This window comes from Shewanella sp. DC2-4 (assembly GCF_013248875.1).
Taxonomy (GTDB): Bacteria; Pseudomonadota; Gammaproteobacteria; order Enterobacterales; family Shewanellaceae; genus Shewanella; species Shewanella oncorhynchi.
In genome coordinates, this window is the sequence record NZ_JABRVR010000002.1 from 4,410,170 (window position 1) to 4,426,865 (window position 16,696).

The 16,696-nt window shown below is 46.8% G+C and carries 16 protein-coding genes; 8 read left to right on the forward strand and 8 right to left on the reverse strand.

Going from position 1 to position 16,696, the window contains the following annotated elements:
* Positions 1 to 11 precede the first annotated feature (11 nt).
* The 3 genes from flhA (at position 12) to HQQ92_RS20035 (ending at position 3,801) form a co-directional block, all read left to right on the forward strand.
* Positions 12 to 2,093: a flagellar biosynthesis protein FlhA gene (flhA, locus tag HQQ92_RS20025; protein ID WP_113940840.1), complete on the forward strand. Its 2,082-nt coding sequence runs from the start codon at positions 12 to 14 to the stop codon at positions 2,091 to 2,093.
* 316 nt (positions 2,094 to 2,409) lie between these two features.
* On the forward strand, positions 2,410 to 3,165 hold the full coding sequence (gene ric, locus HQQ92_RS20030) for an iron-sulfur cluster repair di-iron protein (protein WP_173247940.1): 756 nt from the start codon (positions 2,410 to 2,412) through the stop codon (positions 3,163 to 3,165).
* Positions 3,166 to 3,297: 132 nt separating this feature from the next.
* Positions 3,298 to 3,801 (forward strand): helix-turn-helix domain-containing protein, encoded by a 504-nt coding sequence (locus HQQ92_RS20035; protein WP_105250431.1) that lies wholly within the window; start codon positions 3,298 to 3,300, stop codon positions 3,799 to 3,801.
* A gap of 29 nt (positions 3,802 to 3,830) precedes the next feature.
* On the opposite strand, the gene HQQ92_RS20040 is transcribed toward HQQ92_RS20035, so the two are convergent.
* The 7 genes from HQQ92_RS20040 to HQQ92_RS20070 all read right to left on the reverse strand — a co-directional run bounded on the left by HQQ92_RS20040 (position 3,831) and on the right by HQQ92_RS20070 (position 9,255).
* The gene (locus HQQ92_RS20040; protein WP_105250432.1) at positions 3,831 to 4,409 is read right to left on the reverse strand and encodes a HupE/UreJ family protein; all 579 of its coding nucleotides are present in this window, start codon (positions 4,407 to 4,409) and stop codon (positions 3,831 to 3,833) included.
* A gap of 113 nt (positions 4,410 to 4,522) precedes the next feature.
* A complete protein-coding gene (locus HQQ92_RS20045) occupies positions 4,523 to 5,254 on the reverse strand; it encodes an HAD-IA family hydrolase (RefSeq protein ID WP_173247944.1) in 732 nt (243 codons plus the stop codon).
* Positions 5,254 to 6,174, reverse strand: coding sequence for a tyrosine recombinase XerC (xerC, locus tag HQQ92_RS20050; protein WP_131523372.1), 921 nt, complete (start codon positions 6,172 to 6,174; stop codon positions 5,254 to 5,256). The genes HQQ92_RS20045 and xerC overlap by 1 nt, the downstream gene beginning before the upstream one ends.
* Before the next feature lie 57 nt (positions 6,175 to 6,231).
* Positions 6,232 to 6,861, reverse strand: a complete 630-nt coding sequence (locus HQQ92_RS20055) for a DUF484 family protein (RefSeq protein WP_173247947.1) — start codon at positions 6,859 to 6,861, stop codon at positions 6,232 to 6,234.
* Positions 6,858 to 7,685 (reverse strand): diaminopimelate epimerase, encoded by an 828-nt coding sequence (gene dapF / locus HQQ92_RS20060; RefSeq protein WP_105250436.1) that lies wholly within the window; start codon positions 7,683 to 7,685, stop codon positions 6,858 to 6,860. Before dapF ends, HQQ92_RS20055 begins: the two co-directional genes overlap by 4 nt.
* Before the next feature lie 76 nt (positions 7,686 to 7,761).
* Positions 7,762 to 9,006, reverse strand: coding sequence for a diaminopimelate decarboxylase (lysA, locus tag HQQ92_RS20065; RefSeq protein WP_105250437.1), 1,245 nt, complete (start codon positions 9,004 to 9,006; stop codon positions 7,762 to 7,764).
* A gap of 57 nt (positions 9,007 to 9,063) precedes the next feature.
* Positions 9,064 to 9,255, reverse strand: coding sequence for a lipoprotein (locus HQQ92_RS20070; protein WP_168825920.1), 192 nt, complete (start codon positions 9,253 to 9,255; stop codon positions 9,064 to 9,066).
* Between the two features lie 79 nt (positions 9,256 to 9,334).
* On the opposite strand from HQQ92_RS20070, the gene cyaY reads away from it, so the two are divergent.
* The gene (cyaY, locus tag HQQ92_RS20075) at positions 9,335 to 9,664 is read left to right on the forward strand and encodes an iron donor protein CyaY (protein WP_105250439.1); all 330 of its coding nucleotides are present in this window, start codon (positions 9,335 to 9,337) and stop codon (positions 9,662 to 9,664) included.
* An 83-nt stretch (positions 9,665 to 9,747) separates the two neighbouring features.
* On the opposite strand, the gene HQQ92_RS20080 is transcribed toward cyaY, so the two are convergent.
* Complete coding sequence (locus HQQ92_RS20080) at positions 9,748 to 12,159, reverse strand: class I adenylate cyclase (protein WP_105250440.1); 2,412 nt, start codon at positions 12,157 to 12,159, stop codon at positions 9,748 to 9,750.
* Positions 12,160 to 12,361: 202 nt separating this feature from the next.
* Between HQQ92_RS20080 and hemC the strand changes: the two genes are divergently transcribed.
* The 4 genes from hemC to HQQ92_RS20100 are packed head-to-tail and all read left to right on the forward strand — an operon-like array spanning position 12,362 to position 16,444.
* On the forward strand, positions 12,362 to 13,294 hold the full coding sequence (gene hemC, locus HQQ92_RS20085) for a hydroxymethylbilane synthase (protein ID WP_113940849.1): 933 nt from the start codon (positions 12,362 to 12,364) through the stop codon (positions 13,292 to 13,294).
* Between the two features lie 4 nt (positions 13,295 to 13,298).
* Positions 13,299 to 14,039, forward strand: a complete 741-nt coding sequence (locus HQQ92_RS20090) for a uroporphyrinogen-III synthase (RefSeq protein ID WP_173247952.1) — start codon at positions 13,299 to 13,301, stop codon at positions 14,037 to 14,039.
* Between the two features lie 60 nt (positions 14,040 to 14,099).
* Positions 14,100 to 15,281 carry a uroporphyrinogen-III C-methyltransferase gene (locus HQQ92_RS20095; protein WP_173247955.1) on the forward strand — a complete coding sequence of 394 codons (1,182 nt, stop codon included), beginning with the start codon at positions 14,100 to 14,102 and terminating at the stop codon, positions 15,279 to 15,281.
* Positions 15,278 to 16,444: a heme biosynthesis HemY N-terminal domain-containing protein gene (locus HQQ92_RS20100; protein ID WP_173247958.1), complete on the forward strand. Its 1,167-nt coding sequence runs from the start codon at positions 15,278 to 15,280 to the stop codon at positions 16,442 to 16,444. The genes HQQ92_RS20095 and HQQ92_RS20100 overlap by 4 nt, the downstream gene beginning before the upstream one ends.
* The last annotated feature ends 252 nt before the right edge of the window (positions 16,445 to 16,696 follow it).

Below are 16,696 nucleotides of genomic sequence, written 5' to 3' on the forward strand. Positions count from 1 at the left end.
TTGCTTAACCTATGAATTGGCTTTCTCGCACCTTTTCAGGAAATTACAGCTATATCGGCATTCCAGTCATGCTGCTCGCTATTCTGGCGATGGTGATTTTACCGCTGCCTGCATGGCTACTGGACATTTTGTTTACATTTAACATAGTCCTTGCCGTCATGGTGCTGCTGGTGAGCGTCTCGATCCGGCGACCATTAGAGTTTTCTGTATTCCCAACCTTATTGCTCCTTGCGACCTTAATGCGTTTGACCTTAAACGTTGCATCAACGCGCGTAGTACTCATTGAAGGTCATGAAGGAGGCGATGCTGCGGGTAAAGTGATCCAAGCCTTCGGTGAAGTCGTTATTGGCGGAAACTATGTCGTCGGTGCTGTTATCTTCTTAATTCTAATGATTATTAACTTTGTTGTAATCACTAAGGGTGGCGAGCGGATCTCTGAGGTATCGGCGAGATTCACATTGGATGCCCTACCAGGTAAACAGATGGCGATCGATGCCGATCTCAATGCTGGCACACTCACACACGAACAAGCCAGCCTACGTCGCCAAGATGTCGCCAGAGAAGCAGACTTTTATGGTTCCATGGATGGAGCCTCAAAATTTGTGAGAGGAGATGCCATCGCAGGACTCTTGATCTTAGCCATCAACATTATTGGCGGGATCAGCATAGGCATCTTTATGCATGATCTGAGTACAACAGAAGCCTTTAAAACCTATGCGTTATTAACCATTGGTGATGGCCTAGTTGCACAAATTCCATCATTACTACTCGCCACTGCTGCCGCAATTATTGTGACTAGGGTATCCGACGCAGAAGAAATGCCGACCCAATTGAGTCGACAGTTACTGGCTAACCCGAGAACCTTAGCCACTGCAGCCATTGTGATGGCGATTCTCGGTATCACCCCGGGAATGCCAGCACTGGTATTTTTATCTTTTGCAATATTACTAGGCTTTGCGGCGTGGAAACAAAACCAGAATAAGGCCTCCTTTACTGAAGAGAAAACTGAAGAACTCATAGAAACTAGCCTGACAGAACCTTCAGCGCCAAGCTGGGAATCCCTGCCTTTTACCGACATCATCGAAGTACGATTAGGCTATAGACTGGTTCATCTCGTCGAAAAAACCAAAGGAGCAGAATTACAAAAACGCCTAACAGGGATCAGACGTACCCTTTCAGAACAAATCGGATTTCTGCTATCGGAAGTGAGAGTGCGCGACAATCTAGCCTTAGCACCACATGCATACCAAATTAACTTTATGGGCACTCAAGTGGCTATCGCCGAATTAGAGCCTGATCTACTGTTAGCAATAAAAAGTGGTCCTGTGTACGGCAAAATTGATGGGATTTTAACTAAGGAACCCGCTTACCAAATGGATGCGATTTGGATTACGCCTGAACTAAAAGCCAAAGCACTCAATTTAGGTTATTCGGTCGTCGATAATGCGACAATCATTGCCACTCATGTCAGTAAGTTATTGCGCGAATCACTGCCTGAATTATTGCAACATGATGATATTATGCAATTAACTGACAGGCTCAGTAAGCAAGCCCCCAAACTGGCGGAATCACTCAGTACCTGTTTAACCCCCATTCAGTTACTCAAAGTTTTCCGCTTGTTACTCAAAGAGCAAGTGCCGCTAAAAGACATACGCACCATAGCAACGACCTTGCTGGAATGCAGCGAGCAAACCAAAGATCCCGTTCTACTCGCCGCCGATGTGCGCTGCGCTTTACGCAATAGTATTTTGCATCAAATCGCAGGCAGCAGTCCGCAGTTGAATGTACTTACGCTGACCGCAGAATTAGAACAAACCTTAATGACAGCGTTAAATCAATCGCAGCAACAGGGCCGAGTTGCATTGGATAGTTTCCCTATCGAACCTAATCTACTGGCGCAGCTACAACAAAGAATGCCCCAATTACTCGCGGAGACAAAAGAGAAAGGCTATAACCCTATCCTACTTGTTTCTCCACAACTCAGGCCTTTCCTCGCGCGTTATGCATTAGCATTCGCCCGTGGACTTCATGTTTTATCCTATAATGAAGTCCCTGAAACAAAAGAACTTATGATTGCGGGACAACTCGGGTAATCATTACTCACAGTAGCTTAGCAAGACCCGCTGAGAGAGGTGCAACACACCTCTCTCTAACTTAACTGCATCGCTCATCACAACAAACTAAGCCTCTCAGCAAACCACAACTGCATACCTCCTATAGAATATTGATAACTCACAGCTCCAATCTCATTTCCAATCAAAGCAATACCCTTCTACTCCTTAAGAGATATTTCGCTCGTCTAACTGTGACATCATCGGCAAATCCTGAGTATTTTAGTCAGGATTAGTTGCCACAAACCAAAGCTGCAAATAATATGAATGTAACTTTATTGCTGCTCTGGAGCTACTCATGTCTGCTACTTCTGTCTCAAAAGATGCACAACTCCCACCCCATGGGCTTAATTCTCAACACAATCATTGGCTAGAACGAAAAATTGGTGAGCTAGTGGCAGAAGACTTTCGCCGCACACATGTGTTTAGTCAATTTGGTATCGATTTTTGTTGTGGCGGGGGTAAATCACTGGCGGTCGCCTGTGAGCGTGCAGATGTAGATCCCGCAAAAGTGGTTGCTGCGCTGAATGCCGCAACACTTACTGGTGGCAAAGAAGATGAATTAAATCAATTACCCTTAGATCAACTTATCGAATATATAGAATCAACGCACCATCAATACGTGCGCGAACAAGCCCCTTTATTGGTCGAGTATTCCGAGAAAATGATTCGCGCTCACGGTGAGCACTATGCCGAAATCGTTCCCTTTGCGGGATGGGTACGAGCCTTAGTTGAAGACTTAATGCCGCATTTAATGAAGGAAGAAAAAATACTGTTTCCGGCGATCCGCGCCATGAGTCATGGAGAGCAGGTTGAGGCTTGCTTTGGTCATATTGGCAACCCCATCAATGCGATGCAACATGAGCATGAAGAAGTCGGTTTGATTTTACAAAAATTACACGAGCTCACTAACGACTTCACACCACCTGAATATGCGTGCACTACATGGCGTGTTTGTTATGCCACTCTGGCGGAATTTGAGGCGGACTTACATCAGCATATTCACTTAGAAAACAATATTCTTTTTCCTAAGGCATTGGGTCTGACTCAATAATTGATTAAATGTTTATCCCGTAGCGGCTCCAAATTACAGATTTTCCGCTTAACCTTGAGGCCAGACCTAAGTCTGGCCTTTCAATTGTTGACGTGCTACAACAAGTCATGTGTCGCTGACGGATAAGCTGCCATGACATTTCAATCATTTGCACTCGATGATATTGCCAATTTGCACGAATCGGCCCAAGTAGAATTTAAACTCGCAGGTGGCCGCGATGGCCAAGGTCAATTACCCGAAGACATTTGGGCGACTTATAGCTCTTTTGCCAATACTTTGGGTGGCGAAATCATCCTAGGGGTACGCGAAGAACGTGGCCATTTCAGTATTGAAGGCATTCCCAACCCGCTTCCTGTTCTACAAGAATTTTGGGAAATACTCGATGACCCGAGTCGCACTAGTCACAATCTTTTAGCGATTTCAGATGTGCAGATTATTGAAATTATGAATAAAAAGCTGATTCGTATCCGCGTACCGCTGGCGCCTGAGCAGCTAAAACCTATCTACGTAGGCAGCGATCCTTACACTGGGAGTTATTTTAGGGTGGGAGATGCCGACATGCACGCGAGCCGTCGGCAAGTCAATCTACTGCTACGCCGCGCCCATCTTTGCATGAAGCAACTCAAGGCACGTTAATCCAGTAAATCTAACATCCTGTTATTACGTTAAAAACCTGCTAATAGATAGCCGCCCATGGCCGCAATCGCTACGCCAGTAACGCGCATTAAATTGCGTTGCCCTGTCATCCGCTGCATTCCAAGGCCTATCATTACTCCGCCTAAATGGATGACTGCTGTACCAAATAAAAATCCTAGGGCATACAGGACTGGGCTAGCCAATTCCGGCATTTCTGCGCCGTGGGCATGCCCGTGGAAAATCGCGAATACGCCCACAAAGGCCATGGCGAATAGCAATGGGATTTGGCGATCAAAAGCGATGGCAAGGCCGAGCAACAATACAGAAAGGGCGATACCAATTTCAACGAAGGGAACGGCAATGGCGTATAAGCCTAAAATCCCGCCCACTAACATAAAGGTGACAAATGCTAAGGGGACAGTCCAAATCGCGCGGCCACCGAGCTGGGTGCTCAACATGCCCACACTCAACATAGCCAGCAAGTGATCGAAGCCCAATACGGGATGATTAAAACCCGACATGAAACCGCCACCTGAATGGATCTCATGGGCCGATACCGGCGCGATCCAACATAAAGTGAGCAGTAATAACAACCCGATACGCGCCATAAAATAGCCTTAGTCAGTGACTTTAGTGATATAAAACTTAACTTTAGTGCAAATTTGGCTGGCAAACCTTGATCTCAATCACCCAAAGATACAGATTAAAAATGCACGCTAAGCTAGTTTGCGTCGATAGCCAATACTTTTATCAAAGCGTCGAGGGAGGCTATTTCTAAATGGGGCAACAAGGCGGCTATCGGTAAGGAATCGACTCGACCAAAACTGGGATTTAGCCACACAGACTGACACCCCGCCAATCGAGCACCACGAACGTCGGCATTCATACTGTCGCCAACATGCAGTAAATATTGCGGTGCAATGTTTAATCGCGAGCAGGCCAATTCGAACATGTCTTTAGCGGGTTTCATATGCACGCCATTACCTGGATGCAACACAAACTCGAAAATTTCCCCTAAACCAATTCGCTCGGCGTCCACATTGCCATTGGTGATCCCGACTAATCTAAAATGCTGCGATAAGCGCTTGAGTAATAAGAGCACTTCGTCAGACACTTGGAAATGACTGCGGTAAAAATAAAAGCATGCTAATCCTTGCTCGGCGCCGCGTTCGGCTTCAGTCGCCGAATACCCTAATTGTATTAGACCTTGGCGAAGCGTTGCCAAACGGGCTGCGCTAGTATCGTGGGCAAGTTCGCGATTTTGCTGCAAAAGTTGCAGCTTTAGCCTGCGCCAATCATGGGGTTGCCACGCCTGCGACAATGGATAAGTCTGCAACAGAAACGTCGCCAGCTCAGCTTCGGCATTTAAAATATGCGGCAGATTGTCGTACAGGGTATCGTCGAGATCGAAACTGATCGCTTGAATATGTTGAGGTCTAAGATAGCAACGCATTATTTATCCTGTGTTTTTTTCGCTCTAGGATGGGCGTTATCATACACCTTAGCTAAGTGTTGGAAATCCAAACTGGTATAAATTTGCGTGGTCGCTAGGTTCGCATGACCCAATAATTCTTGCACCGCCCGCAGATCGGCGCTCGCTTCTAACATGTGAGTGGCAAAGGAATGACGCAGCTTATGAGGATGTACTCGCACCGATAATGCCTGCTCTTGACCCCATTTAGCCATGCGCGCCTGAATACTGCGATGGGAAAGTCGCTTGCCTTTTTCAGTCACAAATAAGGCGTTATCTTCACAGGGGATCTGCTTTCGGCAATTGAGCCAATTCTGCAGCGCAGTAATCGCTAAACGACCGACAGGGACGATACGCTCCTTATTGCCTTTACCTAAGACTCGCACTTCTTTCAAATCGTATTGCACACTGGATAAATTGAGCGCGGCAAGTTCCGCTAAACGTAACCCACTGGAATAAAACAATTCCATCATGGCTTTATCACGCAGACTCAGCGGATCTGTACCTTCAATGTCCAGCAAATGACTGATGGCATCGACATCGATATTCTTCGGCAGAGGCTTGGTTTGTTTGGGGGCACTTAAGCCTTTGGCGGGATTAAGCTCAATCACGCCTTCGCGCAGCAAAAATTCACCCCATTGTTTTACCGCCGATAAACACAGAGAAAGCGATCGCGGGCTTAAACCTTTGCGGTGCAATTTGGCTAACACTTGCTGCCAATGCTCGCGGCTCACATTGAGTAAATGCACGCCTTCGGGCAAGAGATCGCTACCGCGATTAAGCTCGTAAAGGTAATTCCGTACTGTATGGGCAGACAACTGTCGCTCGGTACTCAGATAACGTTCAAAGGTTTGTAACCATTGAGTATTTAATGCCGACACTTCGCCTGTTTGCGTACTCATATCGGTTTCCTCGTGGGTTTTGCTAAGCTTTGGGTGAGCACTATAGCTCAACGACCGTTACAGCTTTGCAAGCATATGCGCCAGTAAACGCCGCAACTGTTCCAGCAGCATGTTATCCATATCAGGATGAAAATGGGTGACATCTTGACTAGCAATGGCAAAAATCACTGGGTTGTCTTCCGACAATTTAGTCAGTGCCACCGAGCCCACTTCGCTACCAAATAACCGTTTGGCTTCTTGTTCCGTTAGCCGACCAAAATAGTGACCTTTATGCAGCCTTTGATCCCATATTGCCTTCATATCGGCATCGAGAACGCTGATCAAACGCACATGACTGAAATTAAACTGTAATTTTAAACTGTCGGCTAAGATTTCTTTGAGTGACACTAGATCGGCACAATTCAGTAGTTGGAAGGATAACTCAGTATTGAATTGGTAAATTTTCTCGTTGCGCGCCGCCATCGTTAACAGACTGGTGATCTCTTCTTCCAACTGGCTGACTCGCTGGCGTAGCATTTCTTGACGACGTTCCACCAAAGAGATGGCGCCGCGCTCCAGGTGGGGCAGACGCATTGCCAGCAATAGCTCGGGATAGCGATTGAAAAAATCAGGATTATCAAGCAGATACTCGCGAATAATCAACTCATCAAAGGGCACATTCGTCTGCGGCATCAAGGGCTCTGTCATAACTGAATTTGTCCATCGTAAACATGCTGCGCTGGACCCGTCATCCACAAAGGTTTCCCCTCGCCTTCCCAGTTGATGGTTAAAGTACCGCCGGGTAAATCCACCCGCACTTGCTGGCCGAGCTTCCCTTGCACTTGGCCTACAACCACGGCCGCACACGCGCCAGTGCCACAGGCCAAAGTTTCGGCCGCGCCACGTTCATACACCCGCAGCTTAATGTGGCCCGAATCCACTACTTGCATAAATCCCACATTCACACCACGGGGAAAGCGCTCATGCTTAGTGAGCATGGCACCAATTTCAGCAACAGCGGCGCTCGCCACATCTTCAACGTCGAGCACACAATGGGGATTGCCCATAGAAGCCGCGCCACATAAAAAGGTTTGCAGTGGTGTTTGCAGTAAATAGGTTTTTTCGGCTTTCTTGGCTTTAAAGGGGATTAGACTTGGTTCAAGAATAGGCACGCCCATATTCACGGTAACGGTGCCATCTCGCTCTAAACGCAGAGTCATCTTACCTGATGAAGTGCTAACACGGATTTTACTCTTATTGGTCAATCCTTTATTGCGTACAAAGCGGGCAAAACAGCGGGCGCCATTACCGCATTGTTCGACTTCAGTACCATCGGCATTGAAGATGCGATAATGAAAATCTAAATCGGGATCATAGGGCGGCTCAACCAACAGTAATTGATCGAAACCTATGCCAAAGTTACGGTCGGCTAAACGGCGGATCTGCTCAGGCGAAAAGAACACGTTCTGCGTGACCCCATCGACCACCATAAAATCGTTACCCAGTCCGTGCATCTTAGTGAATTGGATCAAGATACTTATCCTTTAAGCCGAGGCGCCGCTCATTAAGTATGAAACCAAGCGCCTGAATCAATATAATTTTTCTAGTTTACGGCAGGAGTTGCTCACCTTGCCAGAGCTGAGACAATTTTTCTCGCTCACGCACTAAGAAAGCGTGCTCACCATCGACCATGACTTCGGCCGCACGAGGACGCGTGTTGTAGTTAGAGGCCATCGCAAAACCATAGGCACCACTCGAACGCACAGCAAGTAAATCCCCAGCCACTAAAGCCAGCTTGCGATCTTTACCTAAAAAGTCACCGGTTTCGCACACTGGACCAACAATATCAAACTCATAGGCCTCAGAGTCCCTTGGCACGACTGGGATAATATTTTGCCATGCGCTGTAAAGTGCTGGGCGAATTAAGTCATTCATCGCGCCATCGACAATCGCAAAACGCTTGTCGCTGTTTTCTTTCAGATACAGCACCTGAGTAACAAAAATCCCCGCATTAGCGGCAATCGCACGGCCCGGTTCGAAGATCAGCTTCAGTTGACGGTCGCCCATACGCGCTAATATGGCGGCGGCATACACATCAGGATGCGGCGGAGTTTCAGCATCATAGGTCACACCTAAACCGCCACCCACATCAAAATGCTCAATGACAATACCTTGTTCAGCCAGACGATCGATCAACGCTAGCATACGATCCATTGCATCAAGGAAAGGTTGAATTTCGGTCAATTGCGAACCGATATGACAATCGACACCTTTCACTTTTAAATGTGGTAAAGCATGGGCACGGGCGAAGACGGTTTCGGCCTCATCCATAGCGATACCGAATTTATTTTCTTTAAGACCAGTCGAAATATAGGGGTGAGTACCCGCATCCACATCGGGATTGATTCGCAAGGAAACTGGCGCCACTTTACCTAAACGACCTGCGGCCAAATTTAACTGCTCAAGCTCGGCGCTCGACTCGACGTTAAAGCAATAAATGCCCAGATTAAGTGCCTGTTCCATTTCGGCCGCAGTTTTACCCACGCCAGAGAACACCACTTTAGCGGGATCGCCGCCCGCTTCAATCACTCTTGCTAACTCACCACCCGAAACGATATCAAAACCACTGCCTAAACGTGCCAACACATTCAGTACGGCCAAGTTCGAATTAGCTTTTACTGCATAGCAAATCAAATGTGGATGATCTGCCACGGCATTATTAAAGGCATGCCAATGGCGCTCTAGCGTGGCGCGGGAATAGATATACAGCGGCGTGCCATAGGTTTGAGCTAAGTCGGCGACCTGGCAGCCTTCGGCGTGCAGGGCATTTTGTTGGTAGAGAAAGTGATCCAATGTCTGATTCCTTACTGCGCTTTATCGCTGCGATAGTGATGATAGTTATAGCTGCTATTATTGTTGTGTTTTTTGTACTTCGATGGCTCGAATTTCGGTTTTAATCTCTTCTACTTCAGGCTCAGGTTTAGACGCCTCAACCTTTTTAGGCTGATTCACCTCTGTGGCCGGAGATCGATAGAGGGGGCCCTTCTGGCCGCACGCAGTAATGAATAGGCTACCAAGCAATAACAATAAAAACAGTCTCATTTTTCTCAACATCTGTGCATCTGGTGACTAATGGCCTTATAATCGCACCCATCTTGACGAAAGCAAAGGACAGAAATGCATGGCCATGACAGATACAGAATTTCACCAGCTCGCCGATGACATGTTCCAAGCCATAGAAAATGCGATTGAAACTGCGATTGATGAGCAAGATGCCGATCTTGATATCGATGCCAGTGGCAACGTATTGCAATTAGAATTTGTTGATGGCTCTAAGATAGTGATCAACAAGCAAGAACCTTTGCATGAGATTTGGGTCGCCACACGCTTTGGTGGATATCACTTTGGTTTTGTTGAAGGTAAATGGATGGACGGACGAAATGGCGGCGAGTTTATGCCATTCGTGCAAGAGTCTATCGAGCGCCAAGGCGGCATTAAGCTTAGCTTTTAATCTAAGCCTGTCGTAGTGCAAAACCGTAATAGTACAAAACAATAATGGGAGCCTTGGCTCCCATTATTTATGTTAAAAACCAGCTAAAACTCAGTGTCTTGATCGCTAACATCGATACCGAAAGGCGCCACCGTTAACTCTCCGGCTACCCGCACTAAATGGAAAAATTGCGGAATATTAAACCGGGCCCGTGAAGCATAATGCTCATCGAACACATAGTGATGGCTCACTTTATTTACCAACTCGGCCATGTTTGATCCCGCCTGCACGTAATGGCTTAGTTGATTTTCCTCATCGAGGATAAATACATCCAAGTTATCGACCCGTTGGCGTAGAAAATACTGAATCGCGCCTTTAGCCGCATAGTTTTGCACCACTTTCGGCATACTCGAAAAGGGATCGTCACCTAATTCAGGCCGCGGCAATAGTACAAGATGACTGCGGGATAACTGTTGATAAAATGACTTGGCATCGCTCAAGTCCTGATAAGCCATACCTAAAGGATTAAAAAAGATCCCATAGCGAGTACGACTTATCTGCAGTGGCTGCACTAAGGTGCTGGATTGCTGCACTTGTTGGCACAAACGCATGGTTTGTTTTAGTAGATTTTTCACTGCTAATTTAAGCTGTGGGCGTAACTTCTGTGAACAGCTGATCACATCCATATCCACAGGTAAACTGGCCCGTCTTAGCCCCGGCGTTACAAAGGCTAAAGCTTGCAATACCGCGGTATCGCCTTCGAAGCGATGACACTGCCATTCACCCCAACTATTCAAGCAAATCGCATCTAACGCACCAAGCATATTGGCTTTTTTACGCCCGAGTGAGAACACGTTCGCATTCATCACATCGACCATCATTTCCTGTCCTTGCCATTCAATGGTGGGATCGCAATCCAGATTGAGCACGAAAATCAGCTTACGAAAATGCCATGGCTGGCATAAGTCACGTTTAGATACACGCCAATCGTGGTCGATAAAATTCAGTAACCGCTTTGAAGCTTCGGTAAGCCGTTTCGACTTTGCCTTACTCTGACCATATTCATGCCATTGAGTACTCGGCGTCGAGATCCCATTTAAACATGCCCAAATCATTAAGGCTGAAGGGGTTTTCCCCTTACATATTGCCGACTCGCCTAACAAATTTTGTGGCTGAGGCCCTTGTCGATACAGATAATATTGACGCTCGCGGGAGCTTGAGACCATAGTCACTTCGGACTCAGCGACTGAAGCACTCCACAGCAGATTCAGCTTAGCGATTTGGTCTTCATCTTGACTAAAATAGGTATGCAACTTGCGAGTCAGCATTCCCAAATCTTCGATCCGCAAGCCTTCATTTAACTCATGTGTCGATGCGAAGCGTAATAAGGTTTGGTAGCTCGCTAATAACAGTTCATTCAGTTGCTCGTTAAACCAATTGAGCTGGCCACTATGCCAATGTTCACAATTGTCTAAAGTGCTAATCAGACTATCTGGCCATTGCCAATCCTGCACCAGCTTTTGCAATTTAGGATAACGCCAATCTTTGCCCTCTTGAGTTCGACTCAAGTGCACGCCACATTTTAAATAGAAGCAGCGCCGCACTATCTCTAGTCGGCGAGTATCATTCTGCTTAAGTAAATAGGTTTCGATAATCTCATAGATAGAGTAATAGGCATCATTCGAAGTCGAAAAATCACCGGCGAGCGTTTTCTGCCATAAGTGATCACAAAGCAGAGTTGAATGGGGATAATCACTGGCATAAGCCTCGAGTAGCAATACTTTAATCAGTGCCTTATGGGGCTTTTCTAAGCCCTTGTAGAGCTGCCATAACGAAGCACCAAAGTACTCACTCGCAGGTAATTCATGTACATCGCCTAGGGACAAGAGCGCAGGATTGAGTTTAGCGTCAGGCCACCATGCAATCGTTTTACCCGCCAAACGAATTTGGCTGCGATAAAACTCTTCAAGTAATAACCAATGTTGCATACTACCGCTATGTTCATGGGCCATCGCTGATTGACATCCACGAACGGCTTTACCGCCACAAAACTGCTGCGGATGAACTAAGTAAAAATTCACCTCAAACTGATACTCGGCAAACCAAGCAGTCAATCGAGTCGCTTTAATCTTGATTAGCGCCAAATCCTCAGCACACAGATCAGCCCTATGTACTAACCAAACATCAACATCGCTCTTGGCATTTTGGCCAAAACTGCCAGTACTCCCCATCGCATAAACGCCTTCAAAGGCATTGATATCCGCTTCTTGAGTAGTAAAAGGCAGCGAGAACACATCGCAGGCCTGGGACTCAGTCTCACCAACCTGATACTCGTTGATTCCACAGGGCGTATTGGCGGCATGATAGCCAGGATACTGAACACCGTTCTGGTGAATTAAAAAAGGGATCAAATGGAATAAGTGTTTTTGTAACGGCGATAGCAAAGCTAGGGCGCGTGCAATACGTACCTTATTAAGTCTTTCTGCTATATCAGGAAACTGTATTTGCCGATCCATTCAAAAACACAACACTTAAGCACTTATGGGAAATGTGCTCATGTTAACACTTTTACAAACTCGAGCAACTAAACGTGAAGCCCGTCACACTTTCGCGGTATCTAGAACATCGCCAACTTCAAAGAATCGATACGGCTTCCTTACATAAACGATTTGCCAATGTTAGCATTGGCGCAACTAAGATCTTTGATGGAAACTAGGCATGTCTGAGAACCGCATACGTATCGCAACCCGCAAGAGTCCGCTGGCCATGTGGCAAGCTGAATTTGTTAAAGCCGAATTAGAACGCATTCACCCCGGTATTGTGGTGGAATTGCTGCCAATGAGCACTAAGGGCGATGTTATCTTAGATACGCCGCTAGCCAAAGTGGGCGGTAAAGGTTTGTTCGTCAAAGAGCTTGAAGTCGCCATGTTAGACGATCTTGCCGATATCGCGGTGCACTCGATGAAAGACGTACCCGTCGACTTCCCCGAAGGCTTAGGCCTTGAAGTCATTTGCGAGCGCGAAGATCCCCGCGATGCCTTTGTATCAAATTTATATAAAACGATCAGCGAATTACCATTAGGCGCAACTGTGGGCACCTCGAGCCTACGTCGTCAATGCCAACTGCGCGCATCACGCCCTGACCTTATTATCAAAGATTTACGCGGTAACGTAGGCACTCGTTTAGCTAAACTTGATAACGGCGAATACGATGCCATTATTCTTGCCGCTGCTGGCTTAATTCGCCTGAAATTGTCTGAGCGGATTGCTAGCTTTATCTCTGCCGAAGAATCCTTGCCCGCCAACGGCCAAGGCGCAGTAGGTATCGAATGTCGCACCAATGACGCACGCGTTAAGGCTCTACTGGCACCATTAGAACATTTAGAAACGCGCTACCGTGTGATTGCCGAGCGCGCAATGAACACGCGCCTAGAAGGTGGATGCCAAGTGCCGATTGGCGCATTTGCCGAAATCAATGGTGATGAGATGACATTACGCGGCCTAGTCGGTAACCCTGATGGTAGTGAAATCATCGAAGGCGTGATCACAGGTCCAAAAACCGACGCCACGCAATTAGGGGTTGCCCTTGCCGAAGAGCTATTGAGCAAAGGCGCAAAAAGCATACTCGACGCTGTTTACGCTAAAGCCTAAGTCGATGAAAGTCTTACTGACGCGCCCAGAAGGGCGCAATCAGTCCATGATCGATGCCTTGAATCAACAAGGCATTAGCCATTGGGTTACACCTCTACTGTGTGTCGAAGCAACGCCGCCCATCACAACGAATAACTCGCACCCACTGGCACACGCCGATATGATTATCTGTATCAGCGCCAATGCAGTCAGCTTTGCCGACTATGCCTTAACAACCGCTCATTCTCGAATAAAAGGCTGGCCTCAAGCTCAATATTTCGCCGTAGGTCATGCGACTTGGGAAGCATTAAATCAACTCGGCATTGAAGCCCTCGAAGCCCCAGATGATTGTCAGCAGACCGAAGGTCTACTCACGCTCGCGCCTTTGCAAGATATTAAAGGTAAGCAGATTAAGATCATACGTGGCGTTGGCGGCCGTGAAGCCTTAGCTGAACAACTGGCTGAGCGCGGGGCAACAGTGCGCTATTGGGAAGTATATCAACGGGCTTGTCCACCACTCGATGGTCAACAGTTAGCACAACAATGGCAAGAGTTTGGCATAGACACTATTGTTGTCACCAGCGGTGAAGTACTGGATAACCTGCTTAATCTAGTGCCAAAAGAGTTATTTGCATGGCTGCGCTCATGTCATATCATAGTCCCAAGTAACCGAGTAGAAGCTCAAGCTCACGCCTTTGGTATAACCCAAGTCACCAATGCCAATGCCGCCAACAGCAAAGCCGTGCTAAACGCCCTTAAACTCTAAGCGCTATTTAGCCCGATTTAACTCGAATTTCGGCAGTAGCATGTTTTCAAGGACTGTTAAATGGATAACAACAAGCACGACGCAAAGAGCCCTGAATCACAGGCTACCTCTATGATTGAACCATCAATAACGACTGATGACACGCCCGTAACGTCAGCGCCATCAACTGAATCCCAAACAGCCAAAGCCACACCTTCAAACACCTCGAGTCAAACAGCAGTACCCAATAGAAGTTCATGGGCGATTCGCTTTGGGGTGTTATTAGCGCTGGGTTTAACCGCTTGCACCCTTGGCGGTGGTTTTATGCTGTACCAACAGATGCAACAGCAACTGCTAGCGCAGGATGCGAAAAATATCGCCCTGCAGGATCAATTACAGCAAGCCCTGCTACAACCCAACCAACGTATTGGCCAGCTTGAACAGCAACAACTGAATGATGCTAAGACCTATCAAGAATTAACAAAATTGGCAGAAGACCAAAATCAACTGCAGGACAGGATCAATAAACTTGCCCAGCGCAGTCCAACGCATTGGATGGCGTCAGAAGCCGAATATCTAGTAAACATGGCGGGCCGTAAACTTTGGTTAGAAAAAGATCCCCGCACCGCCACCGATCTATTAAAGTCGGCGGATGAAACCATCGCCGCCATGAACAATCCCGCTTTGCTACCTATTCGTAAGGCTCTGGCAAAAGATATCGCCGCGACTGCAAGTATTAAAACCACAGATATTGATGGTAGTGTATTAGCCCTCGATGCCTTAATTGAGCAACTCGATAAACTACCCCTTAATCGCACCGATGCAGAAACCGATGCCCCTGAAGATACAAACATTACTGGCGATTTAAATGACTGGCAGAGCAACTTAGGGAAGACGTGGAAAGCGTTAACCCAAGACTTTATCACCATACGCCATAGAACAGCCGATGCACCCGCTTTACTCGCTCCTGAGCAACAGTGGTATCTGGTTGAAAACATTCGTCATAAACTGCTGCAATCTCAACTTGCGTTATACCGCTACGACAGGGCCGCTTATCACCAATCATTAATGATGGTGCGTAAGTGGATTCAAACCTATTTCGATACTCAAGATCACAGCACTGCTGAAGCCATCGCCAAAATCGATAAATTGGCGACATTAGAACTTGATCCTATTACTCTGAAATCCTTTGCCGCAAAACCTCTGCTATTACAGCTGACAAGCTATGGTGAGCTGACCTCATCAGAGGATGTGCCATTATGATCAAGATATTAATTTTCTTAGGGATAATACTAATAGGGTTCTGCATTAGCCCTTGGTTGGTGGGCAACACAGGTTATGTATACATTGCGGCAGGTGACTACCAGATTGAGACCAGTTTAGTCTTTGGGATCATTGCCTTAATTGTATTTTATGCCATGTTCCAAGTACTAGAATGGTTGGTGATTAGCGCCATTAATCTCATGCTGCGTAGCCGTTTTATTCCTCGCCACTGGCGCCGTCGCTCCGCGAAAAAGCATACCTTAATGGGTGCACTGGCTCTGGCAGAAGAAGATTGGCCAGCAGCAGAACGCGCTATGATAAAAGGCGCCGATAATGGCGAACTCCCTGCACTTAATTTACTTGCAGCAGCTCGTGCTGCCCAGTACCAACAGAAAATAGCAGAGCGTGATCAATATCTTGACCGTGCAGCAACACAACCGCTGGCCGCGAATGCCGTCGCAACCACGCGTACTCGATATCTGTTAAAACAAGGAGAGTTAGCTTTAGCCCGCGCCGAGCTCGATAAATTAGCCCCCACAAGTAAGAGCAAAGCACCGGTACTCAAACTCGCCCTCGAGTTATATCGAGCGCAAGAGGATTGGGATGCGCTCAAGCTATTATTACCTATTTTGAAGAAACGCCAGATCCAAGATGACACCCAGCTAAATGAACTCAATGTAATCACTCACTGCGCTTTACTCAAAGCCGCAACCATTAAAGGCGAAGAAGCCTTAGAACAATGCTGGCAGTGGTTATCTCGTAGTGAGCGCAATCAGTCTGAGTTTTTGGCGATTTATGCTGTGGGTTTATGCCGCTTTAATCGCAAAGAGCAAGCGCTGAAGCTACTCTCGAAAAAATTACGCACTGCTCCTGAATCTGCACTTTTAGAAGTCATTCCAGAAATAACGACAGCCCAAGATACGGAAATCCGTAAGCAGTTACTCAAGCATGAAATCACCCATGAGAATAATGCCGACTACCAGATGTGCTTAGCTAAACTTTATCAGCAAACACGGGATATGAAAGAAGCCAGAACCTGCTGGCAAAATGTTTGCCGACTCGAACCCACAAAAGCCTCTTGGTTGGCGCTTGCGCGGATTCAAGAACAGTTAGGCGAACAAGGTAACGCAAATCAAAGTTATCGTCAGGCGGTTAATCTGTAGTTCTACAATGCCTGCAACCTAGTCGCCGTGATTTGAGTAACGAAAGATCACGGCACTTGCCAATGCTGGCATATTAAAACCCACTTAACTTGCCAAAAATGTTAAAAACTAGATCGTGTCGCTTCTTTTCCGTAAAAACCACTCTCCCAATCCAGATTAATTTCTTATAACTATGCTTAATCTTAGAGTTAAAAAGTACTAAATACGGCCCTTTTTATAGATATAGCTACTACATCTAGTTACAGGTCTAAA

Excerpts from the sequence above, each read along its gene's own strand:
- flhA (WP_113940840.1), top strand. The coding sequence starts at position 12 with ATGAATTGGCTTTCTCGCACCTTTTCAGGAAATTACAGCTATATCGGC.
- ric (WP_173247940.1), top strand. The coding sequence starts at position 2,410 with ATGTCTGCTACTTCTGTCTCAAAAGATGCACAACTCCCACCCCATGGG.
- HQQ92_RS20035 (WP_105250431.1), top strand. The coding sequence starts at position 3,298 with ATGACATTTCAATCATTTGCACTCGATGATATTGCCAATTTGCACGAA.
- HQQ92_RS20040 (WP_105250432.1), bottom strand. The coding sequence starts at position 4,409 with ATGGCGCGTATCGGGTTGTTATTACTGCTCACTTTATGTTGGATCGCG.
- HQQ92_RS20045 (WP_173247944.1), bottom strand. The coding sequence starts at position 5,254 with ATGCGTTGCTATCTTAGACCTCAACATATTCAAGCGATCAGTTTCGAT.
- xerC (WP_131523372.1), bottom strand. The coding sequence starts at position 6,174 with ATGAGTACGCAAACAGGCGAAGTGTCGGCATTAAATACTCAATGGTTA.
- HQQ92_RS20055 (WP_173247947.1), bottom strand. The coding sequence starts at position 6,861 with ATGACAGAGCCCTTGATGCCGCAGACGAATGTGCCCTTTGATGAGTTG.
- HQQ92_RS20070 (WP_168825920.1), bottom strand. The coding sequence starts at position 9,255 with ATGAGACTGTTTTTATTGTTATTGCTTGGTAGCCTATTCATTACTGCG.
- cyaY (WP_105250439.1), top strand. The coding sequence starts at position 9,335 with ATGGCCATGACAGATACAGAATTTCACCAGCTCGCCGATGACATGTTC.
- HQQ92_RS20080 (WP_105250440.1), bottom strand. The coding sequence starts at position 12,159 with ATGGATCGGCAAATACAGTTTCCTGATATAGCAGAAAGACTTAATAAG.
- hemC (WP_113940849.1), top strand. The coding sequence starts at position 12,362 with ATGTCTGAGAACCGCATACGTATCGCAACCCGCAAGAGTCCGCTGGCC.
- HQQ92_RS20090 (WP_173247952.1), top strand. The coding sequence starts at position 13,299 with ATGAAAGTCTTACTGACGCGCCCAGAAGGGCGCAATCAGTCCATGATC.
- HQQ92_RS20095 (WP_173247955.1), top strand. The coding sequence starts at position 14,100 with ATGGATAACAACAAGCACGACGCAAAGAGCCCTGAATCACAGGCTACC.
- HQQ92_RS20100 (WP_173247958.1), top strand. The coding sequence starts at position 15,278 with ATGATCAAGATATTAATTTTCTTAGGGATAATACTAATAGGGTTCTGC.